The organism is Sodalis sp. RH15, assembly GCF_047324255.1.
Taxonomy (GTDB): domain Bacteria; phylum Pseudomonadota; class Gammaproteobacteria; order Enterobacterales; family Enterobacteriaceae; genus Acerihabitans; species Acerihabitans ligni.
On record NZ_CP178738.1, the window covers coordinates 3,314,420 to 3,340,610 of the forward strand.

The following is a 26,191-nucleotide window of genomic DNA, read 5'->3' on the forward strand; positions in this document are numbered from 1 at the left end:
CGTTAGTCTTCGGCGACATACAGATGCAATCGTTCAATAACCAAATGCGCCGGCCGTGAGGCCGGTTTGTATTTATGCCTAATGGTATCGCGTCGATAATCTGTTAATTCCCCCAGTTGGGGCACCGGCGCCCCGGCATGCCGCCGGCACAAAACGATAAGCGGGGAAGGGCAGGCGTACTGAATCTGCCGCTGCTGTTCCTGATACCACACGCGGGCGATGGGCTGTACCTTCACCGGCCGCCTTATTTTCAACCGGATATCCGGCGGCAGTTTGCCGATGACATCCATCTCCTGCCGTATCTTCTCGCTCCACTGCTCTTTACTGTAAGGGGGCACCGCACGGCCTGCCTCCAGGCTCTTTTTCAGCATGGCCAGCACCTCCGCCCGGGTCAGGTTTTTTATTATCTGCTTATTGGCCCAGCCGAAACGGACGCTCCAGGGATCGACAATAACCTGTAATGCCCGATAGGCGCTCAGGGTTTTCAAGCCGCGCAGGTGAGTATGGACAAACTCGAAACGCTGTTCGGGAGGCAATGCCGATTCCACGGTAATCATATGGGATAACTCGGCTTTTAGGCGATTAATTTCCGCCGTCAACGCCAGCACATTCTCAAGCAAAGCCTCATCAACATCAAAACACAGGGCGCCGGGCAGGCGAATGGCCGCCTTGGCGCTGCTGTTCTGATTCTGATGGTAGATAAACATCCGCTGGAAGTGCTCCAATCCCCGGCTGAGGGCCTGCGCCCCGAGATGCTGAATAACCGGGATACCCGTAACGGGTTGATGCTCGCGGCCTTTTTCCACTTCCGGCAATTCGAAAACCCGGCCGGTGAGCCAGGGGGCGTCAGTGAGCAGGAACTGGAAATTCCTCAGGCGTTCTTGCAGCGTAGTGAAACGCTCATTAAGCCGGGCTATAAGGTCAAGAGGGCGCATAAGAAAGACTCCTTTAGTTACAACATACAATATATAGCAAACAAAGCCACCCCTTAACAACCGAGATCCTCTTCGCTTGGCAGGATCTCGGGGATTTTGAAGAAGAGCGCGTTTAAAGCCTGCGTAGCTCAGGTAGATGACGCAACCGCCGCGCCACAAACAGGGCTATGAGCAGCAGGCAGGATAGGAACAGCACCACGCCGGTCCAGCCGAAACTGTGCCAGAAAAATCCCCCCAGCGTGCCGGCGGTGCTTGACCCGACATAATAGCAAAAGAGATAAAGGGAGGATGCCTGTCCCTTGGCACGGCGCGCGCGCCTTCCTATCCAGCCGCTGGCGGTGGAGTGGGCGGCGAAAAAACCGGCGGTGAACAGCATCATGCCGATGAGGATGATAATCAGGGAATTAAACCAGGTAATCAGCAGCCCCGCCAGCATAATCATAATCGACACCATCAATACCGGGCCGCGGCCGTAGCGGGCGGTCAGGGCGCCGGCTTTGGGTGAGCTGTAAGTGCCGGTGAGATAGACGACTGAAAGCAGGCCCACCACCGCCTGGCTGAGAAACCATGGCGCGGCCAGCAGGCGATAACCGATGTAATTAAACAGCGTAACAAAGGCGCCCATCAACAAAAAGCCTTCGGCGAACAGCATCGGCAGACCGGCATCACGAAACTGCAGCCGGAAATTAATAGCCAGCGTATGGGGTTTTAGGGAAGACGGGCGAAAATGACGCGATGCCGGCAGGATCCGCCAAAACATCACGGCGCTGGCCAGCGCCAGCAGGCCGATAACCCCGATGGCGATACGCCAGGAAAAAAAGTCGGTCAGAACCCCGCTTAACAACCGGCCGCTCATGCCGCCGATGGAGTTACCGCTGATATAGAGCCCCATGGAGAAGGCCACCACGCTTGGGTGGATCTCTTCGCTCAGGTAGGTCATCGCCACCGCCGCCACACCGCTTAAGGATAACCCGACCAACGCGCGGATTATCAGGATTCCCTGCCAACTGGTCATAAACGCGCTCATTAGGGTAAACAGCGCCGCCAGCAAAAGCGCCACTACCATCACCGATTTGCGTCCGACGGCATCGGACAGCGGACCGGTTATCAGCAGTCCCAACGCCATCAGGCCGGTGGACACCGAAAGCGACAGACTGCTGGTGGCCGGCGATACGCCGAAATCCTGTGACAAGACCGGCAAAATAGGCTGAACGCAGTAGAGCAGGGCGAACGTGGCCAAACCGGCGGAAAAAAGCGCTAACGTCAACCGCATAAACTGCGGCGTACCACGTTCAATGAAGGCGAGTTTAACCGGAAGATGATGAATGGCGGCTGACGTTTGATGAGGCGTCGCAGGCTCATGCGCGGTGTTACGCGATGGGGTGTTCACACTATATCCTTTGGAAGTATTTGAGGGAAATCATAGGAATATTTGTCTTTGTTGTCTAATATATTAATAATCTCAATTGATATGTTTAAAGTATGAATACTGAGTTGCGTCATATTGAACTGCGCCATTTACGCTATTTCATCGCCGTCGCTGAAACGCTGCATTTCGGCCGCGCCGCTGAAAAGCTGCATATTTCTCAACCCCCGTTAAGCCAGCAGATCCAGATACTGGAACAACAGGTGGGCGCCCAGCTTTTGGAACGCAATAATCGCAATGTGCGCCTGACCCCGGCGGGAAAACTATTTTTGCAGCAGGCGTGGCTGATTATCGAGCAGGTCAATCAGGCGGCGGACCGCGCCGCCCGGATCCATCGTGGTGAGCTGGGAGAGATTACCGTTGGGTTTACCTCATCCACCCCCTTTATCAGAAGCATCTCCGCCAGCCTGCTGGCCTTTCGGCAGCAGCATCCCGATATCCATATTCAAATGGTGGAAACCAACACGAAGCAGCAGATTGAACCCTTGCTTAACGGTAAATTCGATATCGGGTTGATGCGTAATACCACTCTGCCTGATGGACTGGATCATCAATTATTGCTCCGCGAACCGCTGATGGCCTTGGTACACCAGGATCATCCGCTGGCCAAGGAGCCGGATAGCGTGATTTCACTTCGGCAATTGGCCCGTGAGCCGTTTGTCTTTTTCGACCGCAAGGTGGGAACGGGCCTGTATGACGATACGCTGCTGTTGCTAAAACGGTTCGATATCCAGCCCTATATCACTCAGGAAGTAGGCGAAGCAATGACGATTATCGGCCTGGTTTCCGCCGGACTGGGGGTATCCATACTGCCGGCTTCCTTCGCGCGAATCAGGGTGGACAGCGTGCGTTATCTTACTTTAAAGGAGCCCGAAGCCAAGACGGAGGTCTGGCTGGTCACCCACCGGCAGCGCACACTTTCCGCCGCGGCCAAGATGTTGATCAATTTAATGTTAAAAGAATAATGGTAGACTTGGTATCAAGGAAAGACCTATAGCGGGCGCGAGCGTCACGAATGTCCTTTTCCGCCATGGCTGCTACGGTAAAAGACGCCGAACACAGCTGATAATGTGCGTTAAATCACATAACTAATCAAATATTTGACGGTTAAATCTAAAAGTCTCACCATAGCCGGAATCAATTATTTTATAGCGTGAAAATATCAGGAGCAGGGTGAGTGATTGGCCATGGTCAACCGGGGCATATCGATCAAATCAAACAGACCAATGCGGGTGTTGTCTATCGTCTGATTGATTCTTTTGGTCCGATTTCGCGTATCGCCTTATCGAAAGAAGCCCGGCTCGCCCCGGCCAGCATCACCAAGATTGTCCGTGAACTGGTGGAAGCCCATCTGGTGGCGGAAACCGAATATCAGGAAAACGGGCTGCGCGGCCGGCCGGCCATCGGCCTGGTGGTGGAAACCCAAGCCTGGCATTTTCTTTCAGTGCGTATCGGACACGGCACTATTACCTTGGCCCTGCGTGAACTCAGCAGCCATCTTATCGTTGAAGATACGGTCCCTTTGGCGGCACAGGCGCCTGAGCCATTACTGGTACGCCTGATACAGACCATCGACCAGTTTTTTATCCGCCATCAAAGCCTGTTGGAACGGCTGACGGCTATCGCCGTGACCCTGCCGGGCATTATCGACGCCTCGGCGGGCATGGTACACCGCATGCCCTGGTACAATGTGGATAACCTGTCCCTGGGGCCCGCCCTGAGCGAGCATATCGGCGTACCGGTCTACCTGCAGCATGATATCTGCGCCTGGACCATGGCCGAGGCGCTGTATGGCGCGGCGCGGGGTTGCAACGACGTCATCCAGATCGTCATCGATCACAATGTCGGCGCCGGCGTAATTACCGGCGGAACCCTGCTGCATGGCGGCAGCCGAAGCCTGGTGGAAATCGGCCACACCCAGGTGGAGCCTTATGGCAAACGCTGCTACTGCGGCAATCGGGGCTGCCTGGAAACCGTGGCCGGTATCGAAAGCATTCTTGACCTGACCCGCCAGCGCTTGGCCCTTAATATGGATTCCGCCCTGAACGACACCGGCGTCAGCGTGGAGTCACTCTGCGCCGCGGCCAACGCCGGGGATACCCTGGCCCGCGACATTATCGTCGGCATCGGCAACAGCGTGGGGCGGATACTGGCCATTATGGTCAATTTGTTCAATCCGGAAAAGATTCTGGTGGGTTCGCCGCTCAACCCGGCTTCAGACATTCTCTTCCCGGTGATCCTGTCCAATATCCGTCAGCAATCGTTGCCGGATTACAGTAAAAACATCACAGTACAAGCGACGCGCTTTATGAACCAGGGCACCATGCCCGGCGCCGCCTTGGTAAAAGATGCGCTTTACGACGGTTCGCTGCTGTTGAAACTGCTGCAGGGTTAATTTCGTCAATACCAAATAATCCTATCTATCTCCCTTTATACATCAGCCATCATTTTAAGATATCACACTTTATTTAAAGAAGGTTTATTGGAAATCGTCTTCTGTTGTTATTAAATAGAGTTGTCCTAAGAAAAGCTTTTCATAAATCATCTGTTGTTAAAAGGTTAACACATGAATAATTCAACTACCGCTATATCGTCGTTTGTATTCCCCCAGGAGCGTCCTGGCAATGTGACTTCCAAAAACGATATAAAAATCAGCAGTAACTCGAAAATTTCTCAGCATATTAAAAATGTTCATTCGGAGTTTGGCGGAGTCTTTATAGACTCTGACAACCCCGAAGAGCCTTATTTTGTCACTGGGAAAATCCATGCGGACAAAAATATCGAAATACGCAATGCTGTCATTATCGATGCTAACATTGAATCAAAATTTGGCAATGTTAAACTTGAGGGGTGCTTGATTGGTGCAAATGTCAAAGCTCACAAAGAACTTACGACAATAAATTGTGACCAAGCATCAGAAAAATATTTGACATCAGAATTCTCCAATGTGAATCTCATTAACTCTAATGCTGGTCATGTCAAAGCGCATAAAGATATCAGCATAGACCACTTATCAACTTACCAATCAACTCACTCAAATTTTGGCACGGTATTCGATCAAGGTACCGGCTGGCAATATCCCACACGGGTTTCTAACCCTGATTTAAATGGCTTTTCTAACGTGAATGACCTTATTGCAATAATATCAAACTATTACCCTCCTACACAGCAACTCCCTACCAGACCCGCTTTAACCAATGGGAATACCCGTGGGAATGAATTAGTCAGGGTTAATACTCCGTTTTCCCAACAGCCTTCCTGGCGTGCGATAGCCAATCCTCAAGGGAATGAATTAGTACCAGCAAATACTCAATTTCCCGAGCAGCTATCCAGACCAGCAATAACGAATGGAAATGAGCCAACCAGAGACCCCCGTGAGCATTTGAAGAATGCTATGCAACAGTTCTTATCCAGGAGATGAGATGCAATGTCCGTAGCAGCCAACAAATCAATGCATGCGCGGGGGAGAGTTTGCCTTTCCTTATGCATGCTTGAACCAACCCTTATGTATACGGCGGCGGCATAGCGACACACGCTTTTCGGCCTGAATTCGTATCATAAGCGCATCTTCCGATAAAATATTGAGCTAACGCAAGCCGTGCCGGGAGAATATCACGTACATTTCTCTTATCCGATCATTTAAACATGTCCAATGGATTAACGACAGGCTGGAGTTGTCATGTTGAAGCGTATTTTTGTTGCCGGTACTGATACCGCTGTCGGCAAGACCATTGTCTCGCGCGCGCTGTTGCAAAACCTGGCGGCACGCAAGCTGACCGCGGTAGGGTATAAGCCCATCGCCCGGGGCAGCGAGGAAACGTCCGAAGGCTTACGCAATAAGGACGCGGTGATCCTCGGTGCCTCTTCTTCCATTAAGCTGCCTTATGCTGAGATAAATCCTATTACTCTGCGGGAAGAGGAAATCAGCGCCTATACCGGCGGTGAAATCAATTACGGCCTGATGTCCCAAGGGCTGCAGCATTTGAGCGAATTAGCCGACACGGTGGTGGTGGAAGGCAGCGGCGGATGGCGGACGATCATGAGTGACTACCGCCCTTATTCAGATTGGGTGATCCAGGAGCAATTGCCGGTAATATTAGTGATCGGTATTAAACTTGGCTGCATTAATCACGCTTTATTAACCGCGCAGGCCATTATTCATGATGGCTTACCATTATTAGGCTGGGTGGCCAATCGTATCAATCCCGGATTAGCCCATTATGCGGAAATTATGGATGTTCTGAGAACCAAAATACCCGCACCTCAATTAGGTGAATTGCCTTATTTACCTCGGCCGGAACAGCGCGATCTCTCCGGTTATATTGAATTAGGCAGCATCATGGATCAAAAAGATATAGCGTTCGCTTGATCTTGAAGTTGATTTGCTCGCTTAACAAATTATGCAAAGCGTAATGAGTTTTGTGCTGTCGGCACAGTATATCTATGCGTGATAGCCAGGGCGAGGGGAGCCGCCCTGATGTCATATCGTTTGTGCTAGGGGCTGGGGGCGCTGTTGGTATCGGCGCCGGTACGCAGATAAACTATTTTCTGCGTATCATTGTCGCAATGGCCCACAACCTGTCCGCCGGCCTGGTCAGCCTGATCGCTGGGAACTATATCCAAATGGAAGCTGGATTCCTCCACGCCGTTGGCGACAATCTTCTGGGTGATATCCGCTTTAACGCTTTCACAGGAGGCCTGCGCCGCTACAGGTATCAACAGGGCCAGCAGCGTCCCTAACATGCTTAACTTATTCATCTTATCGTCCTTATCAGAAAATGTAACCTTGAAATGTGACCTTAGAAGAATTACCGATTTAAGGATAGCAGCCCCACTGGAATTGGGTAATTCATCAGGTTAAGGCATCATTACCGGGCGACCGGTACCGCGGTCCAGGCAGCGGCCGTTATTGGGCTCCCAATAGGCGTTAAGATTATCACTGTTCACGCATTGGTCCCGCAGGTCCGCCGTCCGGTCATATTTATCAAAATCCTTTTCCGCCCGGCTGTTTATCTTATTGCGCAGACTGCGCGTCGCATCCCATTGCTCCCGGTTTTCCCTTGCCTCTTCTCGGGTCATGGCATTATCGCCTGAGTCGATAATAATGTGTTGGCTGCGGCTTGCCGCGCCGGTGGCGGCGGAAAAGACCAGCAAAGCGACCGGCAGCATCCCGCGGAACAGTCGTTGATGTGAAGTGGTTTTCATACTATCTTCCCTTTCGTCTATGAGTAGGTACAACTAGGTAAATACAGCTGCCGGCGCCTGTGGCTCAACTATTTATTGCCATAATAACATTGCCTTACCCTATATGACATCTTTGTTGTACACATTTTGTTACCTATAGTGGAGAAAAACTGTCAATGCTGAAAACCACCCTGTTGTTTTTCGCCACCGCCGTCGCAGAGATTCTTGGCTGCTATCTTCCCCATCTTTGGGTACAAAAGGGCGGCAGTATTTTATTGCTGATCCCCGCCGCAGCCAGTCTTGCAGTCTTCGTCAGCTTGCTGATGCTGCATCCGGCCGCCAGCGGACGCATTTATGCCTCTTATGGCGGGGTATATATCCTGACGGCGTTTTTATGGCTCAGATTTATCGACGGGGTGAAATTGACGCAGCAGGATTGGCTGGGAGCGGCGGTGATCTTTGCCGGCGTATTGATCATTGTTTCCGGTTGGGCCAAAAGCGTCTAAACGCCGCTGATCAGGCTAATGGAAGCAGGGGATGGGGAGATAAAAGGGAGGAAACCACAGATAAATCCCGAGGGGGACGAAATTTCGGCGGGCCGGCGATATAAGCGGCCCGCCGCAGGATTAATCCCGATGAACGCTCAGTCCGGCAAAGGACTGGTTGACCGGCATCATTTCAAGCACGTTGATATTGACATGGGCCGGTAGCGTCGTGACCCAATACACCGCCTCGGCAATGTCTTCCGGCATGAGCGGGTCGGCATTTTTATAGGTATTGGCGACTTTGTCGTTATCCCCTTTGAACCGCACCGCCGAGAACTCAGTACCGCCCACCAAACCCGGCTCAATATCCGTCACGCGCACTTTCGTGCCCACTAAATCGGTGCGCAAATTCAAACTGAACTGGCGGACAAACGCCTTGGTGGCGCCGTAAACGTTACCGCCGGCATAAGGCCAGCGGCCGGCGGTGGAACCAAGATTGACTATATGCCCGCGGCGGCGCTCCACCATACCGGGCAGCAGGGCGCGGGTCATATAGACCAGTCCCTTGTTATTGGTGTCGATCATGCTTTCCCAATCATCGAGACTGGCTTTGTGCGCCGGCTCCATGCCCAACGCCAGGCCGGCATTATTCACCAGCACATCCACTTCACGCCACTGGGCGGGCAGGGAGTCCACCGCCTTCTGAACCCCTTCACGATCGCGTACATCAAGCTTTAGGGTGAACAGCGCTTCCCCCAACTCGGATTTCAATTCATCAAGGCGTTCCTGACGGCGGCCGGTAGCGATAACCTTATGGCCCTGCTGAATAAACCGACGGGTGATGGTTTCACCAAACCCAGCGGTTGCGCCGGTAACGAAAATAATCATCTAGCGGTTCCTCGTAACGTACGGTAAAGCGACTCGTTTTAAATCGGCTCGCAATGCTTTGCGGACTACGGCTTGCGTAAATAAGGCGCAATCAAAGAGAGATCCGCCGCCGATAATCTGTCGGAAGCGGTTTGCGCCTGATGCCAATAAGGATAGATCAACGGCGGGCGGCTGACATCGGAGAGGCGATTGATTTCATCGCTGTTAAGGACCAAATCCGCCGCCAGCAGATTATCCTTCAGCTGATCTTCGGTACGCGCGCCGATAATGACCGAGGTCACCGAAGGACGGCTAATCAGCCAGGCCAGGGCTACCTGCGCCGCTGAAACACCCCTGGCATCGGCGATATCCACCAAAACGTCGATGATGTCATACAGCGCGTCCTGATTGTAAATCGGCGGCTCATTCCACTCCTCCAGATGGCGGGTGCTGCCTTCCGGCTGGCGATCGCGGCGGTATTTCCCCGATAACAGGCCGCCGGCCAGCGGACTCCATACCAGTACGCCCAAACCCTGATCCTGCGTAATGGGCAGCAGTTCATATTCGGCTTCACGGGATTGCAGGGAATAGTGGATCTGCTGGCTGACCGGCCGAATCAGCTTCAGCCGTTCCGACACGCCCAGGGTTTTCATCAAATGCCAGCCGGAAAAGTTCGATACGCCCACGTAACGCACCTTGCCGCTGTCCACCAAATGCTCCAGGGCATAAAGGGTTTCTTCCAGGGGCGTCACCCCATCCCATTCATGCAATTGATACAAATCGATATAATCGGTCTTCAGCCTCTTAAGGCTGGCTTCACAGGCGCGAATCAGATGATGGCGGGACGAACCGCGATCGTTCGGACCGGTGCCCATAGGGAAACGGGCCTTGGAAGCAACCAGAACACTGGTGCGTTTTTCCTTCAGGACCTCGCCCAGGATCTCTTCCGATACTCCCTGGGAATAAACATCGGCGGTGTCGAACAGATTTATACCCGCCTCGACACACAGGGCGAGCTGGCGGCGGGCTTCAGCCACGCCGGTATCGCCGACTTTGGCAAATTTGCCTTTACCGCCGAAGGTCATGGTGCCGAGACTCAATACCGATACTTTCAGGCCGGAACGGCCAAGTTGACGATATTCCATATGAATTCTCCTAGCAAGGGTACTTTAAGGGCTGATTGATATCGCAATGCGTCATTTTAGTGCGCGGGTTTTATCATCGTGCGTTTTGTTAACATAGCCAAGCTATATAGTGGCTGATTATTGCCTAATTATGCAGCGCTTTAGAAATATGAATCGTCATACAAAGTACAATGAAAATGAAATGAACGCGAGGAATGGATTACAACAAAAAGCAACCGTTTGCTTAGCATCAATTCAAGGCCGGCAGTTTCTGTTTATCCGCAACTTGCCATACATTTGGTGGTAATACACTGATAATTAGATTCTTTATCATGAATTCCGCTGTAGCGACAATGGCATGGAATTTGCCATGTTTACCAAGAGCATAATGCTGCAAATGATAAAGGCCGATGCCATGAGTGATATCAAAGCCGTCCGCGGCCGCTTTTTTGACTTTACCCAACCGGTTTCCCATGCCGGTGAGCTGGCGCAATCCGCACGGATTATGGATGACGGCCTGCTGCTGATGGAGCAGGGCAGAATCCTTTCTTTACGCCCCTGGTCCACTGCCGCGCCGGATATTTCCCCTGGTATGGAGATATGCCATTTCCCAGGGAAAATCATCGTGCCGGGCTTTATCGACAGCCACCTGCATTATCCCCAGACGGAAATCATCGGATCGTACGGCAACCAACTGCTGGAATGGCTGAACACCTATACTTTTCCCGCCGAGGAGCAGTACCACTGTCCGGAACACGCGGGGGAAATGGCGTCGTTTTTTCTCGACCAGTTGCTGCGCAACGGCACCACCACCGCGATGATTTTCGGCACCGTACATGCCCAATCCGTCGATTCATTGTTTGCCGCCGCATTGGAACGCAATATGCGCATTATCGCCGGAAAGGTCATGATGGATCGCAATGCGCCGCCGGAATTGCTGGAAACCCCGGAACACAGCGAAGCGGAAACACGCGCCCTCATTAACCGCTGGCATCATAAAGGACGTTTAAGCTATGCGTTAACGCCCCGGTTCGCCCCTACGTCATCGCCGGATCTGCTGGCCATGGTCGGCGGATTGCGCCGGGAATTCCCGGACCTGTATTTGCAAACGCACCTCAGTGAAAACCGCCATGAAATCGCCTGGGTAAAATCCTTGTTTCCCGACCATGCCGGTTATCTGGACGTGTATCACCACTATGGCCTGACCGGCCGCAAAAGCGTTTTCGCCCACTGTCTGCATCTGGACGCCGAAGAGTGGCGTACCTTGGAACGCTCCCACTCCTCCATCGCTTTTTGCCCCACCTCGAATCTTTTTCTCGGCAGCGGATTATTCAATCTGCAAAAATGCTGGGATCACCACATCCCGCTGGGCATCGGCACGGATGTCGGCGCCGGCACCACCTTTAATCTGTTACAAACCCTGGCGGAAGCCTATAAGGTCGGCCAGCTGCAGGGCTATTGCCTGTCGGTGTACGAGGCGTTTTATCACGCCACGCTGGGGGCGGCGCAGGCGCTTGCCCTGGATGGCGTATTGGGTAATTTCATGCCCGGCAAAGAGGCGGATTTTGTGGTGCTTGATCCGGCCGCGACCCCGCTGCAACGGCTGCGGCAGCAAAAAAGCACCGATTTTGCCGAACGGATGTTCGCGCTGATGATGCTCGGCGACGATCGCAATATCTATCAAACCTGGATCGAGGGTCAGCCCGCCTATTGCCGGGACAGTACGGTTAAAAGCGGGCTTTAATACCCAAGGTGCCGACGGTATTACTGAAACCGCCGGTCCCGGCCTGGTACCCCAGGCTACCCCAAACGGCAACGCGGCGGTTCGCTTGTCCTTCATGGCCGATTTTCACCTCGGCGAGGTTTCTTCCGCCTTCCTGCCGCAACCGATCGCCGTTTATCGACACGCCAAATGCACGGGTATTATGGACCCAGCTGGTTTCAATATAGGGTTTAAATATATGCTGGCGGCCATTGAGTCCCTGGACATGCTTCTCAATGTAGACTCGGTTGCCTAAACGGGACTGTATGTTACCGCTGCCAAGCAGGACAAACCTGTCACCGTTTATTTCAGTATGCGCGGCCCGCACACCCATCCAGGTCAATTGCAACCGGGGCTGCAGATAGGCATTAACCTGCGAGCCTTCATGGAATTTCCTGTGATAACCGGCTTCAACGCTTCCTGCCAGGCCCTTGGAGCGGTAGCGCTCCTCCGCCAGCGATTCGCCTTTGACCCGGTTATTGAACCAGCCATAGTTCAGCGAGACGTCCAGGTACGGCCCTTTCTGCCCGCAATCGTTTTGATGCCAGGTACCGTAAAGGCCCACGGCGTAACCTTCGATTCCCCCGGCTGCCTGATAACCGGTAACGGCGGCGCGGCTCCGGCTGCGGCTTTGTCCGCCACCGGCCATCAGCCCTATATGCGTGCCTTGGGACCCGTTGCCGCCGATATGCAGAATTTCTCCGCCAAGCTGGACCAGCTGACTATCCGTTCGCGTCGCTATCTGTCCGTTCGCCATGGATGCCTTATTGCGTCCGCCGACCATCCTTATCCATAGGCCGGGATAAACCGATTCCTCGAGGGAAGCCAAGGCGCCGGGGTAGGCGGGTTCGCCTATACGGTCGTGCATGCCGGTGATAAAAAGCGTATTTGCCGCGGCCAGATTGGCGGCATAAATGCCCGGTTCCGGCCGCAGCGGCGCTTGCCCGGCCATTACCGACACGACGGGAAGAGGGTGGTAATCACTTTCATCAGCCGTTGCCGGCGGGTCAATCTCTCTTGCCATCGGCTTTACCGCCGTTATGTCCGTTTCAGCCTCTGGCGCCATCCACGTGAAAGGAACCTCATCCATTGTTAAACAGGCAACATCCGGGTGTTTCGTTTCAGCTAAGGTATCCGCTGCGGTAATGCCCTGGTCATGGCGTGTGAATGCAGTAACAAGAACTTGATTCGTTTCAGCCGTCGCCGATTCATCTAACTGATTAAAGGTACGCGGGGGTTTTGGCGGAGGCGGGGATTTTTGCGCTTCCAGGTCCTCTTCCGGCGCCTTATGGGAAAAACTACGCGGGGGTTTGGGCGGAGGCAGGTTCCCTTGCGTTTGTTCGGATGCGGATGTTGTCGTTCCAACGGGAGGGGAGACGGATTGTCCCGGCAAATCGGTGCTGAGCAGCCAACGATTGCCTTCCTGTTTAAGAAAATAATCATATGCACCCGCCACAACCCGGTGACTCAGGCTGAAGGTGTCCGCCGGCGGCGGGTTATTACCCGGCTGCGCCTCGATGATGAGAATGCCTTTATTCGTCCTGGCGCCGGCGCCGCCAAAATTATTGATTTGCACCAGGCTATGGCCGGTAATTTTACCTCGGACGACCAGCCGGTCGGTCAGGGAATCGTCCCCCTCCAGCCGAGTATTGAAGCGGATAAGGGAGTCCTGCTCGCCGTGATAATCGCCCTCGATAATCAGGGACTGAAAAGGGGCGAGAGGCTGCATTTTACCCATATAAAGCGTCCCGGCATTTTTCACGTTGCCTCTGATGGTCCCGCTGCCGCCTAAAAAAGCAGCCGGGCCATTGTACACTTCACCGGCGGATAATATCGCCGTTTTGGCCAGGGTCAAGCTCCCGTGTTTTACGGCAACCTGTTCCAGACCGCCGGCGGCAACATTATTATTATTCAGCGTCCAGTTTCCCTCGCCCATTTTATCAAGCGCGGAAAATCCCTGCCGATTATTGGCTATATCGATAATGCTTAGGTCAAAGCTATTTTCATCTTGATTAGCGCTCATTAAATTCAGCCGATTGTTTATTCCGTCCGCTGCGATCTTACCCTGTAGATTAAAACCATTACGTAACGTCAAGGTATTATTATCTCCACTGAACAAAACGGCATAACGTCCTCCTTTTACCGTTCCGCTTAATTCCACGCTGCTGCCGTGACGGGTGTAAATACCGATGCCGCCATTCTTGCCCCCATCAATTTTACTGGTATTATCCACGCGGATAAGAGTGGGGCCAGTTACCCCGATACCCGCGGCGCCATGGCTTTTAACCAGGCTTTTAACCACAGTGACAGAACCACCGCCAGCGTTAACGGCGTCCCCTCCACGGCCATTGTTACCGCTGAGGACAGCGGCGTTGTTGAGCAAAATATCAGATCTTCCCATCACCGCAAGGCCATTGCCGACTGAGTCAAGAAGATTACCGGCTCCGGATGCCGCGCCGCCGGTAATCGTACTGTTATTAATCGTGATATCAACGGCCTGGAGGGGCGGGGCTTGACAAAATATTCCGGCCCCGCCGACAAAAACAGGGCTTTTTAAGTCTTCCGGCAAGAGAGTCTTTACTTTTTTAACCGCGCCGCCGGTTATGGTGCTGCCGTCCATATTCAGCTTTTTTACCCCCCCATAGGCGGCGACGCCATGGCCGCCGCTATTACCGGCGCCACCCGCCGAGATGACGCTTTTCAGCGAGGCATGGCCTAATAAGGGTTTGATTAGCAATCCATCGCCGCCGTGGGTTTTATTATTTGTCTTTTGCGCGTTTTTTCCCTGAAAACGCTGATTTGAAATGACATCCGCCGAAGTTTTCCCTCCCGGGGGCGCTTTATTGGATGACTTTATCGTTTTTACTCCCGAGGGGACCGTATCATCGCCATACAGAGGCATCATACTTCCCATAAAGGTAAGCATGCCCATCAGGGCTTTATTTATTTTTTTCATGTTGGCCTGTTGCAAAAAATGAAATAATCAAGAAAGTGAACATTATGTATAATTAAATTATTAGTTCATATATCTAAATATATCGTTATACCGGCGTATTTTAACCAGAACACATTAAAAATCAGCTGAAACGGATTTATTGTTTATCCGCCATTAACCTAGAGTTTTAATATAGATAATATGTGCTGTTTTTCAGCTCTATCGGCGATTTTGCAGGATCAGGCAATGATGAAACAATATCAGTCTACCCTGGCGCCGCCGTTGTCAGGCAAAGTGGAAGGCCTGTTAGACAGAGTGACGGAGCTGTGCCGTCAACTTTACAACCAACCAATCGGGAGTTCGCTGTATGTCTAAAGCAAAAGGTTATGCCGCGCTGGCTGCCAAAGCCCCTCTGACACCCTACTATTTTGAACGCCGCGCCCCGAACAAAGATGATGTGGTGATAAAAATCGCCTATTGCGGTATTTGTCATTCCGATATCCACCAGGCCAGGGATGAGTGGGGCGGCGCGATTTTCCCCATGGTGCCGGGGCATGAAATCGTCGGGGAAGTGGTGGCCAAGGGTGACGCCGTAACAAAATTCAATATCGGCGATCGCGTCGGGGTCGGCTGTTTTGTCGACTCCTGTACCCATTCCGCCGAACGGGATGTGGATCTGGAACAGTACCGCGAAGGGCTGGTGTTAACCTATAACAGCCTGGAGCGCGACGGCAAAACTCCCACCATGGGCGGTTATTCCGATCATATCGTGGTAAAGGAGGGCTATGTCCTTTCCATTCCCGACAACCTGCCGCTGGATGCCGCCGCGCCGTTGCTTTGCGCCGGCATAACGCTCTATTCTCCGCTGCGGCACTGGCAGGCCGGGCCCGGTAAAAAAGTGGCGATTGTCGGTCTCGGCGGCCTGGGCCATATGGGGGTCAAAATTGGTCACGCCATGGGCGCCGAAATCACCGTACTCAGCCAGAGCCTATCGAAAAAAGAGGACGGTCTGCGCCTGGGCGCCGATCATTATTACGCCACACAGGATCCGGCCACCTTCGAAAAGCTGAAAAATACTTTCGACCTTATTGTCTGCACGGTAGCGGCGGAAATTGACTGGGGAGCCTATCTTTCCCTGTTGAAAATCGACGGCTCGATGGTACTGGTGGGCATTCCGGAGAATAAGGTTCCCCTGGCGGCCGGTGCGTTGATTCATGGACGGCGCAGCCTGGCGGGATCAGGCATCGGCTCCATCAAGGAAACCCAGGAGATGCTGGATTTCTGCGGTGCACATGACATTGTCTCCGATATCGAGATGATTGGCGTCCAGCAAATCAATCACGCCTACGAACGGGTCGTGAAAAGCGATGTTCGCTATCGGTTCGTTATTGATATGGCATCCCTGGAAAACGCCTAAGAGGGCATAAGCGCCATCGGCCTATCCATGCCCGATATGCTTGGGGTAAACTGACGTAAATACCGCGCTTGTCGCCATGCCGATAATGGTGATACGGCGCGGTAACCCTTTATACGTGCAGGAGCCGAGCATGACGCAACAACCGCGCTACCAGAACCCGTTTTTTCAGGCCAGCACCCTGCCATATCAAGCGCCGCCGTTTAATCTGATCTCGGAAGAGGATTATAATCCGGCAATAGAAGAGGGGATCCGGGCCTATCTGGCTGAAGTCGATGCAATAGCAAATCAGGTTGCGCCCCCCACTTTTGAAAATACCTATGCCGCGCTGGAACAGTCCGGATTACTACTAAAGCGGGTAATGAGTATCTTCGGGGCGATGTCCTCCGCCAATACCAGCGACACGCTGCGGGGGATTGATGAACATCAATCGCCTAAACTGGCGGCCATGAACGATGCCATCAAGCTTAACAGCGCATTATTCAACCGTTTGCAGACGGTATATGAGGGCCGCAACGAGCTGTCCCTCTCCGCGGAATCCCGGCGGCTTATCGACATCACCTACCAAAATTTCCTGCTGTCAGGCGCGCAATTGTCCCCCGCGGACAAACAGCAGCTGTCGCTGCTCAATCAGGAAGCGGCGACATTAAGCACTCGCTTTACCCATCTGTTGCTGGACGCCGCCGGTCAAGGCGCGCTGGCGATAACGGACCCGGCAATGCTTGAAGGGTTGACCGCCGCCGAGCTTGCCGCCGCGCGGCGCGCGGCCGATGAACACGGTTTGCAAAATCAATGGCTGCTCGTATTACAAAACACCACACAGCAGCCATTGTTGCAGTCATTAAGCCGTCGCGATACCCGAGAGGCGCTTTTTAAAGCGTCCATCAGCCGGGCGGAAAAAGGCGATGAGCATGATACGCGGCGCATCATCCTCAGGCTGGCCCAAATACGGGCTGAGCAGGCCAGACTGCTGGGGTTTGCCGATTACGCCAGCTGGGCGCTCCAAGATCAAATGGCCAAAACGCCGGCGGCGGCGCTGGACTTTATGCGCAAGATTGTCCCGGCAGCCACGGCAAGGGCTCGCCGGGAGGCGGCTGATATTCAGGCTTTAATCGACGGGCAGGGGGACTGTTTTGAGCTGGCCGCCTGGGATTGGCAATTTTATGCCGATCGGGTACGTAAAAATAAATACGATCTCAATGATGCCGAAATAAAACCCTATTTCCCGCTTAACCAGGTGCTGGAACAGGGCGTATTCCACGCCGCAAGCCTGTTGTACGGTATCAGTTTTACGCCACGCGCCGATATTCCGGTTTACCATCCGGATGTCAAGGTCTATGAGATCCTTAATCTAGACGGCTCCCCGCTGGCATTGTTTTATACTGATTATTTTCAGCGCGATAACAAAGGCGGCGGGGCATGGATGGGCAATTTTGCCGATCAGTCCACCCGGCTCGGCACCCGACCGGTTATCTACAACGTGGCTAATTTCAGTAAACCCGCGGACGGCGAGCCGGCGCTATTGTCCTGGGATGATGTCGTTACCCTGTTCCATGAATTCGGCCATACCCTGCACGGTCTGTTCGCTGACCAGGAGTTCCCCAGTCTGTCAGGCACCGCCACGCCACGGGACTTCGTGGAATTTCCCTCTCAGTTCAATGAACACTGGTCCGATGAACCGAGCATCTTTGCCCATTACGCCCGGCATTATCAAACCGGAGAATCCATGCCCGATGTCCTGGTGAAAAAGATTGAAAAAGCGTCTCGATTCAATAAGGGCTATGACATGACTGAACTTTTGGCGGCCGCTCTGCTGGATATGCATTGGCATACTCTGGAAGAAACCCGGCCGGATATGGATGTTGCCGCCTTTGAAGCCGCCTCGCTGGATCGGGATAACGTTAATTTGCCTTATGTGCCGCCGCGCTATCGTTCCAGCTATTTTCAGCATATTTGGGGCGGCGGCTATGCCGCAGGATATTACGCCTACTTGTGGACACAAATGCTGGCGGATGATGCATTCGACGCGTTTAAGGAGCGGGGAGGGCTGACGGAGGAAAATGGCCGGGATTTTCGCCATAGGATTTTATCCCGAGGCAATAGCCAGGATTTGGAACAGCTCTATGTGAACTGGCGTGGAAAAATTCCCGCTATCGAACCGATGCTTAATTATCGCGGTTTGAAAGACGACTAAAAGAATCGTCCGCAATGAAACGAGTTAAATCATTTCTCACCTTAGGCCAGCGCCCCGGGGCGTTGGCCTGCTTTTCAAGACATATCCGTACCGAGAAATTCAGCGGCGACCACGAGTATGCATATTGGAAGTCCATTCATACGTTGCTGAGATATCAGGCTTAAGTTTTTTCTTTTTATGTTCGGCCCTGGCCTTTTTGGCGATCGTTTCCCGTTCCGCCATGAGTTTGTCGATATAATCATCCTTGATATGATTCGTTTCAGAGTTTGTCAGCGGACGACCCTGTGCTATACGGGCCTTATCAAGTAAAGTCTTCAGTTGGCGTTGCTCGCTTTCCGTCATGTCTTGCTGCGTCAGCTTTGGAATAGGCATAAATATTTACCTGAGGATGGCAAGGACAATCATTGTAAAGGAAAGTGAGCTCAGGCTCAGTAAAAAAAAAAGCATAAACATAATTTAAGCTCTATTTAGGAAGAAAAAATTGGAAATTCGCACCCAAAAACCGCGGAAATTTAAACAAGTCGACGTATTTAGCGCCAAACCGTTAAAGGGTAACCCTCTGGCGGTGATCCTGGATGGGGAAGGGTTGACCGACGCCGAGATGTCGTCTATTGCGCGCTGGACCAATCTTTCCGAAACCGCCTTTGTGCTTAAGCCCGTGGATCCCGCGGCGGATTACCGGGTGAGAATCTTTACCACCGATAAAGAGTTGCCCTTTGCCGGGCATCCGACCCTGGGCACGGCCCATGCTTTGCTGGAAGCGGGCTTGAAACCCAAACGGCCTGGATTTTTATTGCAGGAGTGCGGGGTCGGACTGGTGCGGGTAAAATTGCAAGGCGATGACGGACTGGCATTCGCCGCACCGCCCGTTACACTCCAGCCAATATCTGACGAGCAACAGGCGCTGCTAAAAAAAGCCTTGCCGGGCGGTACGATCCTTCCCGGCGGCGTGCCGACGATCGCCGACATGGGAGTAAGCTGGCTGATGGTGCGCATGGCCGATGCACAATCCTGTCTGGATATCGCCGCGGATTTGGCGGCAATTGAATTGTTACAGTCAGTACTCAATGTGAATGGCGTCGCGGTGTATGGTTTGCATGAGGCGAACGGTCCGGCGGATTATGAGGTTCGGGCTTTTATGGTTGAGCATCATACCCTGGTGGAAGATCCGGTTACCGGCAGCGCCAATGCCTGTTTGGCGCGCATCCTGAAAAGCGCCGGTTTTCCCGATGGCGGCAACACAGCGGTAAAATATCTTGCCCGACAGGGTACCGCATTAGAGCGTGACGGACGGATTTCGGTACGCTTCGTTGATGACGAGGTCTGGATAGGCGGCGAGGTGCGCACGTTGATTGACGGAACGCTCCGTCTTTAAATCAAGCCTTTATCGCCATTGCAGACGAATCGTATAAACCTGCCTGAGCGCGGGTTTATTTTATTTCATAAATCGGTATATTCAGGTTTTTAACCTGATTAATATTTTTTCTATAAGGAATGCGGCGATTTTGCAAAACAGAATTATATCAGGCTCTCATATCGTCGCGGAAAATACGGCGTCTTGTCGTCAGATAATCTATTTATATCAGTACGCTTCAACATATTAAAGAAAAAATATTATAACTGTAAAAAGAGATTGAAGAAGGGGGATGTTCCAATTTTTTAGAATTGGTGATGATGAGATGCTGATCAAGATCCACATGAAAGATGTATGCTACAAAATATATCCAATCCACCGAATTATCTGCCAGCCTATTTTAGTCAACTTGAGTACAAAGTCGTTACGGTTATGCCATTCAGTCAAATTATCTGCCAATCCGATAAACTATGGAGGATTTAATGACGACCACCCTTGATATTCTCAATAGTGCTAAAGACCTAGATCCGGCTGAGTATCGCGCGTTTTTTCTTCAAAGCAAGGCGCCCATATTTTACGATCTGCGATTTCTTATCGCGGCTGAGCAGTCACCCTTGTTAAACGTCATTAAAATCTTCTATTTGCTTGCGCGGGACGAGGGAAGGCTGGTTGCTCTGGTCCCGATTTATCTTCAAGAATTTCGGTCCGTTGATCCGTTAGGGTTATTGGTTTCCTCCGCTAAGCTCTCGATAGAATCTGAAGAGCGCGGACTGTTTAGTCATTTTATACATTGTACGGACACCACAATACCGATGTTGGGCGATGCCCCTATTCTGTATGCCCAAATATTCGATGCTCTTACGGGTATCGCACAGGCTGAGCAGGCGCGTTATTTCTGTTTTCTCAATGTACAGGATGGTGTGCTCTTGCGTGAGGCTCAACGTTATGGGCTAGATATAAACTACATGGTGGATAAATTTTCAATCGAACTGGATGCTTTTCCGGATTTTGACAGTTTTATGCAGTCTTTGCCCAAATACGGGCGTTACGAAATGGTACGCCAGCTTCGTATCTTTAACCGCAGCGATGCGAGAGTTCGAATACTTGCTCCTCCCTTTGATAATGAAATTGAGAAACTGGCCCTGTTGTGTTATCCGACCGCCAAACGGCTTGGAACGCCCCATTATTGGCCAGAATCACAATTGGCCGGTTTTTGCCGTCTTTGCGGCGATCTGGTTCGCCTTAGCGTCGTAGAACAGAACGGGCAAATTGTCAGCGGCTTTATCTGCTTCGAGGAAGATGGCGCTCTCCATATCTGGTCGGCAGGCATGGATTATGAGAGTTCCGATTTCAGCCCTTACACCCTGGCCGCATCTGCCGTGTATCGCTATGCATTCGAAAGAGGAATTAATCTTATCGAGTGCGGCCGCTTGAATTCCCGCATCAAGACTCACTTGGGGTTTAAACCGAAACGACTCTATTCCATCATCAGTCAGGATCCGGGAATATCCGCCGCTACGCAGACTTCTCTGTCTCGACTGAAGCTGGCTTCGCAACTGGATGGCGAGGTTCGTCTTGCTTCGCATCCCGCCTTTGATGAGTGGTATCTCACCAGTGCCTGGAAAAGTCGAGGTCCAACACGTAGACCTGCGGTAATAGTACGCGCCGCGACTGAGGCCGATGTGATTCGCGCGATTGTATTTGCCCAGGAGCGAGGCATGGAAGTGAGCGTACGTGGCAGTGGGCACAACTATTCCGGTTGTTTTCTTCGCTTTGATACGCTGATGTTGGACATTTCCGGCTTGAAGGGACTTGATATCGATAGCCGGCGCAAGCGCGCCATCGTTGAACCTGGGGTCAGTAGCGGTCAATTGAGTCATGCACTGGCTTTGCACGGTTTGGCTTTTCCCACAGGGCATGTAAAAGATGTGGGTATCAGCGGATTCCTGTTGGGGGGAGGGCTCGGAATCAACTGTAGCCAATGGGGAGGGATGAGCGTATTCAACGTACAAGCCCTGGACATTGTCACCGCGGACGGTCGTCTACGGCATGTTTCCGAAACCCAGGAGCCAGACTTGTTCTGGGCCGCCCGTGGCGCTGGACCCTGTTCGTTTTTTGTTGTGACCCGTTTTTACCTCAGCTGCTACTCACTGCCTCGGGTAATAACCAACAGCTTATACACGCTACCTTTCACGCATTTGCACGATTTATTGGCGCGGTTTGAAGACGCATCTCCTCCTACAAATCTTCAGGCAATGGTGTCTGTCAGCCCCCCGACATCGGGTGGCACACCAGCAGCGCTGCTAAATATCTTGGCGTTTGCCGATAGCCCACAACAAGCGCAAGCGCTACGCGAATCTTTTGAAACCAGCCTGGAGCTGCCACTTACAGCTTTGGCCATCGATCAGCCCTCAAACTTCGAGGCCATTTACGAGCAGTTCAACAACATGGTGGCATCAAAAAGGTTTTGTGCCGACAATATCCTTACAGATAACACGCAGGAATTGGTTTCCATCCTATCCCGGTATTTTTCAGACGCGCCTTCCCAGCGTACCCTTGCAGTGATTCTCTGGCGGGGTGTGACCACCTATCCGCAAGCAGCATTTTCGGCATACGGCAAGTTTTTTGTAACGACCTATGCCCAATGGAACGATGCGAAAGATGACAGTATGAATCGAAATTGGTTAAAACGGATGTATGACGAGCTTCAGGAGATTGCCCGCAGCAGTTATATCAATGAGTACGATCTTGAGACCAGGGCCAGCGAGACCAGCAGGTGCTTCGCCGCTGAGAACTGGGAGCAACTGCAAAGGCTCCGGCTGGAATACGACCCTGGCGGCGTATTTGTTGACGTGCAGCAGTTGGAGGAGCATGGCGATCAGCCAGGAACAAACAACTAAAAAACAACTAAATGGAATGTCAGCGCCTTGGTTCGCCGCGCCAGTCGCTGCAATGACGTGGCTGATGTATACGGGGCTAGCGGCGGACATGTGGGATCCAGATGTCTGCCCGCGGTCATATCCGGTGACCTTGAACCAGCTTAAAAGCAGCATAACAATTTTGCCTCTGCTTTATTGGTGCGTATAATGTATATTATGTTAAATTGAATCCATGGTTTAAAGAACTGATAAAAGCCCGGGCGAATCAGTCTAAACACCCTCCTCTTATGATGACGATACTTGAAATCTGAAACTAACTGGCTACCATTTCCTTGCAGATTTCACGTAGCGCACCGTTAAATTGATTTTTTCCACTCTGTTTCTTTTCGTTCACAGCGGGCCTGAATTCAGCGCACCTCAGTCTTTAAAGCAGAACCGTTATGCAGCTCCGGCGCCCGCTGGCGACAAACGCTTAGCACCAACTGCCGGAGCCAGCGATGAGCCGGATCAACTTCTGAACGCGGATGCCACATCTGCGATACCGTAATCCCTTTGGTTTTCACAGGAAGCTCGAAGGCATAGAGCGTGCCGGAAGCTACGCCATCATTGTCAATATATTGATATTTAAGGAAAGATTTCGGCACAAGCGCAACTAAATCTGACGCCATGGCCACAGCCAGCGCGGCGGAAAAGCTCGGCACCACGGCAGCAATCTTCCGTTCCAACCCTAATTCGGCCAGTGCCTCATCTACCGGTCCGCTTATCCGTCCGCGGCGGGAAGCGACAACATGCCCGAAAGAAACATATTGCCCGGCTGTCACCTCAGGCAGCAGTGTCAACGGATGGCCCTTTCTTACAATTCCCACGAACCGGTCCTTGAACAGCATTTGTAAACGTATTTCCGGCCCCATTTCCCCCAAGACGCCTATCTCAAGATCAACCAGTCCGTCGCGTAAAGGCAATGAAGTTTTCTCTGGCTTTGGCGCAAAACGCAGACGCACCGAAGGCGCTATTAACGCCGCCTGGGTGATAAGCAAAGGGCCGAAAACCTCCACAAAACCCTCGTTGGTACGCAGGGTAAAGGTTCGCGCAAGCGTTGGTAAATCCAGTTCTGCCGTGGAGGGGCTCAGTATGGCGCGAGCCTCCGCCACCGCATGCTGAGCGCGTTCGCGTAGCGCTTCGGCATGAGGCGTTAACACCATGTGACGCCCTGCCCTGACCAGTAACGGATCCCCGGCTACGGTGCGAAGACGGCCGAGGGTTCGGCTCATTGCCGAGGCGCTTAATCCAAGACGGCGCGCTGCGCCGGCCACGCTTCCCTCGGCAAGAAGCACATCAAGGGCAATGAGTAAATTGAGGTCTGGTTCAGTCATACCGCATTGTATCCTGGCCTGAAAAAGGATGAAAGGCGTCTGATGCATGTTATCAGTGCAGATGCTGCGCCTTCCGCCTGGTATTAAGCATGATAAAATCCGATGAAATCACCAGCCAAAGATGGCCTTGATTCCGGAGTCATCGCCACCAGGCGCAAACCATGAGGAAATGATTGATGACAACACATTCTACGCAGAAGACGGCTCTTCTCATCGGCGCATCCCGTGGCCTGGGTTTTGCTATGGCTTTGGAGTATCTGCAGCGCGGCTGGCAGGTGGTCGCAACCGGGCGTGATTCTTCGAAAGACCGGCTTAACCAGATTGCTGAACAGTTTTCCAGCCTGCTGGAAGTTGAGACGGTGGATATTACGGACCCCCGCCAGGTCAATGAATTACACGCACGACTGGCACATCGCCGTTTTGATCTGCTGTTTGTGAACGCCGGCGTCAAAAATAACGATGGCGAAACCATAGCGGACGTCTCCACCGATGAGTTTATCAGGGTGATGGTAACGAACTCTCTGAGCCCGATGCGGGCGATCGAGACGTTGCAGGATCTTGTTGCGCCCACCGGGACCATTGGCGTGATGTCTTCAGGACAAGGTAGCATCACCAATAATACAAACGGTAATTACGAGGTGTATCGGGGCAGCAAAGCAGCGCTGAACATGTTTATGCGCAGCTTTGCCGCGCGGCACAGCGGAGATTCCCGGACATTGCTGCTTATGGCACCCGGCTGGGTACGTACGGACATGGGGGGACCGGAAGCACGTTTGAGCATACAAGAAAGCATTCCGGCACTCATAGGCACCATCGAGGCGCACGAGGGGCGCTCCGGGTTGCATTATCTTGATTATCTTGGAAAAACCGTACCCTGGTGAGTAATCGGGTTTTGATACCTTCGCGACAATATTTGACAGCGGCGCATACCGGGGATGCGCCGCAGAAGATCATGACAATGGAAAAGAGACCTGGCGGCAATCTTTTATCACTGTGATGCCGGCGTCGTGGTGGTTGCCGGCGTCGTGGTGGTTGCCGGTGTCGTGGTGGCCGCCGGCGTCGTGGTGGCCGCCGGTGTCGTGGTGGACGCCGGTGTCGTGGTGGACGCCGGTGTCGTGGTGGTTGCCGGTGTCGTGGTGGTTGCCGGTGTCGTGGTGGTTGCCGGTGTCGTGGTGGCCGCCGGTGTCGTGGTGGCCGCCGGCGTTGTGGTGGCCGCCGGTGTTGTGGAGGCCGCCGGTGTCGTGGTGGCCGCCGGTGTCGTGGTGGCCGCCGGTGTCGTGGTGGTTGCTGGCGTTGTAGTGGTTGCTGGCGTTGTGGTGGTTGCCGGTGTTGTGGTGGCCGCCGGTGTCGTGGTGGTTGCCGGTGTCGTGGTGGCTGCCGGCGTTGCGGTGGGTGCAGGTGTCGTGGTGGGTGCAGGTGTTGCCGCAGCTGTCTTCTTCTTTGATTTCGCGGCGTCATCCCGTTCGGCAAATACCGGTTTACCGTTCACTAACGTATAAACGACATGCTTCTCGCTGTCGGGTGTGGTAGTGACCTGAACCGAAGGGATGGTGACATGGCCGACCAGCGACCGGGCATAGCCGCCGATCTGATGCTTGCCTGCAGGTACATGCAGCGATACGCTTTCTCCACCTATCAGTGCCGCTGCGTCGTTACCGTCAACGGTGACGTATACGGTCGAGCCATCGGAGGCCGTTGTGGGGACATCAGTAATAGTGACCAGGGTTTCACCGGCGGAAAAATCAGAAGCGGATTTATTGGCCGCTTGATTTGCACAGCCTGTCAGCGCAAAGGCAGCCGCAATAGCGGCCAGGGCGAATCGGTTAATCATTGAGCGGTATCGTCCTATAAGGTATTTAGTGATCTGGACGTCAATATAACAGAAATCCATATTGAGATGAATGCATCAAAGGGGGAACTAAGAGAATTCTGCTGTTAGCCGGAAGGATGCTCACGCAATCCGCCGGCGCGATTTACCAGGACAGTATGTATGTTAAACAGCCGATAATGGTATCAAAACATTTCGATCAAAAGCCATATACCATAAGAGCAATGCTTTTACTGAAACTCATTTTTTTGTTACCGTAAACCCCCTATTTTATAAAGGGATTAATAACAAATCAACTTTGCATAATGGATGCTATAGAAATATGAATTTAAATATCTACCAAAGAGCATCAATAATGTTTAAGCGGTTTTTTATCACCTGCCAATATAGCAAAAAATCATGTGATGCAATAAACAACCAATTGATACCAT

Annotated in this window: 23 protein-coding genes; 14 read left to right on the forward strand and 9 right to left on the reverse strand. The window is 52.6% G+C overall.

What is annotated here, in order from left to right; genetic code table 11:
• Positions 1-2: 2 nt before the first annotated feature.
• On the reverse strand, positions 3-935 hold the full coding sequence (gene tus, locus ACL2XO_RS15125) for a DNA replication terminus site-binding protein (protein WP_413740969.1): 933 nt from the start codon (positions 933-935) through the stop codon (positions 3-5).
• A gap of 112 nt (positions 936-1,047) precedes the next feature.
• Positions 1,048-2,262, reverse strand: coding sequence for an MFS transporter (locus ACL2XO_RS15130; RefSeq protein WP_413743065.1), 1,215 nt, complete (start codon positions 2,260-2,262; stop codon positions 1,048-1,050).
• Between the two features lie 155 nt (positions 2,263-2,417).
• Between ACL2XO_RS15130 and ACL2XO_RS15135 the strand changes: the two genes are divergently transcribed.
• From ACL2XO_RS15135 to bioD, 4 genes are all read left to right on the forward strand, one after another.
• On the forward strand, positions 2,418-3,326 hold the full coding sequence (locus tag ACL2XO_RS15135) for a LysR family transcriptional regulator (protein WP_132921558.1): 909 nt from the start codon (positions 2,418-2,420) through the stop codon (positions 3,324-3,326).
• Positions 3,327-3,538: 212 nt separating this feature from the next.
• Positions 3,539-4,756 (forward strand): ROK family transcriptional regulator, encoded by a 1,218-nt coding sequence (locus tag ACL2XO_RS15140; protein ID WP_132921557.1) that lies wholly within the window; start codon positions 3,539-3,541, stop codon positions 4,754-4,756.
• A gap of 171 nt (positions 4,757-4,927) precedes the next feature.
• Complete coding sequence (locus ACL2XO_RS15145; RefSeq protein ID WP_413740970.1) at positions 4,928-5,782, forward strand: hypothetical protein; 855 nt, start codon at positions 4,928-4,930, stop codon at positions 5,780-5,782.
• A 258-nt stretch (positions 5,783-6,040) separates the two neighbouring features.
• Positions 6,041-6,730, forward strand: a complete 690-nt coding sequence (bioD, locus tag ACL2XO_RS15150) for a dethiobiotin synthase (protein ID WP_132921556.1) — start codon at positions 6,041-6,043, stop codon at positions 6,728-6,730.
• 125 nt (positions 6,731-6,855) lie between these two features.
• On the opposite strand, the gene ACL2XO_RS15155 is transcribed toward bioD, so the two are convergent.
• Both ACL2XO_RS15155 and ACL2XO_RS15160 read right to left on the reverse strand, forming a co-directional pair.
• Positions 6,856-7,119 carry a DUF1161 domain-containing protein gene (locus ACL2XO_RS15155; RefSeq protein ID WP_132921555.1) on the reverse strand — a complete coding sequence of 88 codons (264 nt, stop codon included), beginning with the start codon at positions 7,117-7,119 and terminating at the stop codon, positions 6,856-6,858.
• 99 nt (positions 7,120-7,218) lie between these two features.
• Positions 7,219-7,566, reverse strand: coding sequence for a DUF1283 family protein (locus tag ACL2XO_RS15160; RefSeq protein WP_203521396.1), 348 nt, complete (start codon positions 7,564-7,566; stop codon positions 7,219-7,221).
• 155 nt (positions 7,567-7,721) lie between these two features.
• Here ACL2XO_RS15160 and ACL2XO_RS15165 point away from each other — a divergent pair, with 155 nt between their 5' ends.
• On the forward strand, positions 7,722-8,051 hold the full coding sequence (locus ACL2XO_RS15165; RefSeq protein ID WP_413724476.1) for a YnfA family protein: 330 nt from the start codon (positions 7,722-7,724) through the stop codon (positions 8,049-8,051).
• A 120-nt stretch (positions 8,052-8,171) separates the two neighbouring features.
• Here the strand turns inward: ACL2XO_RS15165 and ydfG are convergent, their stop codons facing one another.
• Both ydfG and ACL2XO_RS15175 read right to left on the reverse strand, forming a co-directional pair.
• Positions 8,172-8,918 carry a bifunctional NADP-dependent 3-hydroxy acid dehydrogenase/3-hydroxypropionate dehydrogenase YdfG gene (ydfG, locus tag ACL2XO_RS15170; RefSeq protein ID WP_132921552.1) on the reverse strand — a complete coding sequence of 249 codons (747 nt, stop codon included), beginning with the start codon at positions 8,916-8,918 and terminating at the stop codon, positions 8,172-8,174.
• A 65-nt stretch (positions 8,919-8,983) separates the two neighbouring features.
• On the reverse strand, positions 8,984-10,042 hold the full coding sequence (locus ACL2XO_RS15175; protein WP_132921551.1) for an aldo/keto reductase: 1,059 nt from the start codon (positions 10,040-10,042) through the stop codon (positions 8,984-8,986).
• 394 nt (positions 10,043-10,436) lie between these two features.
• On the opposite strand from ACL2XO_RS15175, the gene guaD reads away from it, so the two are divergent.
• The gene (guaD, locus tag ACL2XO_RS15180) at positions 10,437-11,765 is read left to right on the forward strand and encodes a guanine deaminase (RefSeq protein WP_413743066.1); all 1,329 of its coding nucleotides are present in this window, start codon (positions 10,437-10,439) and stop codon (positions 11,763-11,765) included.
• On the opposite strand, the gene ACL2XO_RS15185 is transcribed toward guaD, so the two are convergent.
• Positions 11,749-14,739 carry an autotransporter outer membrane beta-barrel domain-containing protein gene (locus tag ACL2XO_RS15185; protein ID WP_413740971.1) on the reverse strand — a complete coding sequence of 997 codons (2,991 nt, stop codon included), beginning with the start codon at positions 14,737-14,739 and terminating at the stop codon, positions 11,749-11,751. The genes guaD and ACL2XO_RS15185 overlap by 17 nt on opposite strands.
• 225 nt (positions 14,740-14,964) lie before the next feature.
• On the opposite strand from ACL2XO_RS15185, the gene ACL2XO_RS15190 reads away from it, so the two are divergent.
• From ACL2XO_RS15190 to dcp, 3 genes are all read left to right on the forward strand, one after another.
• Complete coding sequence (locus ACL2XO_RS15190; RefSeq protein WP_279433130.1) at positions 14,965-15,093, forward strand: hypothetical protein; 129 nt, start codon at positions 14,965-14,967, stop codon at positions 15,091-15,093.
• Complete coding sequence (locus ACL2XO_RS15195) at positions 15,086-16,135, forward strand: NAD(P)-dependent alcohol dehydrogenase (RefSeq protein ID WP_413740972.1); 1,050 nt, start codon at positions 15,086-15,088, stop codon at positions 16,133-16,135. Before ACL2XO_RS15190 ends, ACL2XO_RS15195 begins: the two co-directional genes overlap by 8 nt.
• Before the next feature lie 130 nt (positions 16,136-16,265).
• Positions 16,266-18,326 (forward strand): peptidyl-dipeptidase Dcp, encoded by a 2,061-nt coding sequence (dcp, locus tag ACL2XO_RS15200; RefSeq protein WP_413740973.1) that lies wholly within the window; start codon positions 16,266-16,268, stop codon positions 18,324-18,326.
• Positions 18,327-18,425: 99 nt separating this feature from the next.
• On the opposite strand, the gene ACL2XO_RS15205 is transcribed toward dcp, so the two are convergent.
• On the reverse strand, positions 18,426-18,698 hold the full coding sequence (locus ACL2XO_RS15205) for a DUF3811 domain-containing protein (protein WP_203521390.1): 273 nt from the start codon (positions 18,696-18,698) through the stop codon (positions 18,426-18,428).
• 109 nt (positions 18,699-18,807) lie between these two features.
• Between ACL2XO_RS15205 and ACL2XO_RS15210 the strand changes: the two genes are divergently transcribed.
• Together ACL2XO_RS15210 and ACL2XO_RS15215 are read left to right on the forward strand one after the other, a co-directional pair.
• Positions 18,808-19,701 carry a PhzF family phenazine biosynthesis protein gene (locus ACL2XO_RS15210; RefSeq protein WP_413740974.1) on the forward strand — a complete coding sequence of 298 codons (894 nt, stop codon included), beginning with the start codon at positions 18,808-18,810 and terminating at the stop codon, positions 19,699-19,701.
• 461 nt (positions 19,702-20,162) lie between these two features.
• The gene (locus ACL2XO_RS15215; protein ID WP_413740975.1) at positions 20,163-22,580 is read left to right on the forward strand and encodes a GNAT family N-acetyltransferase; all 2,418 of its coding nucleotides are present in this window, start codon (positions 20,163-20,165) and stop codon (positions 22,578-22,580) included.
• Positions 22,581-22,966: 386 nt separating this feature from the next.
• On the opposite strand, the gene ACL2XO_RS15220 is transcribed toward ACL2XO_RS15215, so the two are convergent.
• Complete coding sequence (locus ACL2XO_RS15220; protein WP_413740976.1) at positions 22,967-23,932, reverse strand: LysR family transcriptional regulator; 966 nt, start codon at positions 23,930-23,932, stop codon at positions 22,967-22,969.
• 176 nt (positions 23,933-24,108) lie between these two features.
• Here ACL2XO_RS15220 and ACL2XO_RS15225 point away from each other — a divergent pair, with 176 nt between their 5' ends.
• The 3 genes from ACL2XO_RS15225 (at position 24,109) to ACL2XO_RS15235 (ending at position 25,766) form a co-directional block, all read left to right on the forward strand.
• On the forward strand, positions 24,109-24,813 hold the full coding sequence (locus tag ACL2XO_RS15225) for an SDR family NAD(P)-dependent oxidoreductase (protein WP_413740977.1): 705 nt from the start codon (positions 24,109-24,111) through the stop codon (positions 24,811-24,813).
• 129 nt (positions 24,814-24,942) lie between these two features.
• Positions 24,943-25,431: a hypothetical protein gene (locus ACL2XO_RS15230; protein WP_413740978.1), complete on the forward strand. Its 489-nt coding sequence runs from the start codon at positions 24,943-24,945 to the stop codon at positions 25,429-25,431.
• A gap of 56 nt (positions 25,432-25,487) precedes the next feature.
• Positions 25,488-25,766, forward strand: coding sequence for a hypothetical protein (locus ACL2XO_RS15235; protein WP_214514101.1), 279 nt, complete (start codon positions 25,488-25,490; stop codon positions 25,764-25,766).
• Positions 25,767-26,191: the final 425 nt, after the last annotated feature.

What these genes read in the sequence shown, in the direction of transcription:
- ACL2XO_RS15135 (WP_132921558.1), top strand. Translation starts at nt 2,418, where the DNA reads ATGAATACTGAGTTGCGTCATATTGAACTGCGCCATTTACGCTATTTC.
- tus (WP_413740969.1), bottom strand. Translation starts at nt 935, where the DNA reads ATGCGCCCTCTTGACCTTATAGCCCGGCTTAATGAGCGTTTCACTACG.
- ACL2XO_RS15160 (WP_203521396.1), bottom strand. Translation starts at nt 7,566, where the DNA reads ATGAAAACCACTTCACATCAACGACTGTTCCGCGGGATGCTGCCGGTC.
- bioD (WP_132921556.1), top strand. Translation starts at nt 6,041, where the DNA reads ATGTTGAAGCGTATTTTTGTTGCCGGTACTGATACCGCTGTCGGCAAG.
- ACL2XO_RS15195 (WP_413740972.1), top strand. Translation starts at nt 15,086, where the DNA reads ATGTCTAAAGCAAAAGGTTATGCCGCGCTGGCTGCCAAAGCCCCTCTG.
- dcp (WP_413740973.1), top strand. Translation starts at nt 16,266, where the DNA reads ATGACGCAACAACCGCGCTACCAGAACCCGTTTTTTCAGGCCAGCACC.
- ACL2XO_RS15220 (WP_413740976.1), bottom strand. Translation starts at nt 23,932, where the DNA reads ATGACTGAACCAGACCTCAATTTACTCATTGCCCTTGATGTGCTTCTT.
- ACL2XO_RS15175 (WP_132921551.1), bottom strand. Translation starts at nt 10,042, where the DNA reads ATGGAATATCGTCAACTTGGCCGTTCCGGCCTGAAAGTATCGGTATTG.
- ACL2XO_RS15215 (WP_413740975.1), top strand. Translation starts at nt 20,163, where the DNA reads ATGACGACCACCCTTGATATTCTCAATAGTGCTAAAGACCTAGATCCG.
- guaD (WP_413743066.1), top strand. Translation starts at nt 10,437, where the DNA reads ATGAGTGATATCAAAGCCGTCCGCGGCCGCTTTTTTGACTTTACCCAA.
- ACL2XO_RS15235 (WP_214514101.1), top strand. Translation starts at nt 25,488, where the DNA reads ATGGCCGACCAGCGACCGGGCATAGCCGCCGATCTGATGCTTGCCTGC.
- ACL2XO_RS15145 (WP_413740970.1), top strand. Translation starts at nt 4,928, where the DNA reads ATGAATAATTCAACTACCGCTATATCGTCGTTTGTATTCCCCCAGGAG.
- ACL2XO_RS15190 (WP_279433130.1), top strand. Translation starts at nt 14,965, where the DNA reads ATGATGAAACAATATCAGTCTACCCTGGCGCCGCCGTTGTCAGGCAAA.
- ACL2XO_RS15185 (WP_413740971.1), bottom strand. Translation starts at nt 14,739, where the DNA reads ATGAAAAAAATAAATAAAGCCCTGATGGGCATGCTTACCTTTATGGGA.
- ACL2XO_RS15205 (WP_203521390.1), bottom strand. Translation starts at nt 18,698, where the DNA reads ATGCCTATTCCAAAGCTGACGCAGCAAGACATGACGGAAAGCGAGCAA.
- ACL2XO_RS15155 (WP_132921555.1), bottom strand. Translation starts at nt 7,119, where the DNA reads ATGAATAAGTTAAGCATGTTAGGGACGCTGCTGGCCCTGTTGATACCT.
- ydfG (WP_132921552.1), bottom strand. Translation starts at nt 8,918, where the DNA reads ATGATTATTTTCGTTACCGGCGCAACCGCTGGGTTTGGTGAAACCATC.
- ACL2XO_RS15225 (WP_413740977.1), top strand. Translation starts at nt 24,109, where the DNA reads ATGACAACACATTCTACGCAGAAGACGGCTCTTCTCATCGGCGCATCC.
- ACL2XO_RS15165 (WP_413724476.1), top strand. Translation starts at nt 7,722, where the DNA reads ATGCTGAAAACCACCCTGTTGTTTTTCGCCACCGCCGTCGCAGAGATT.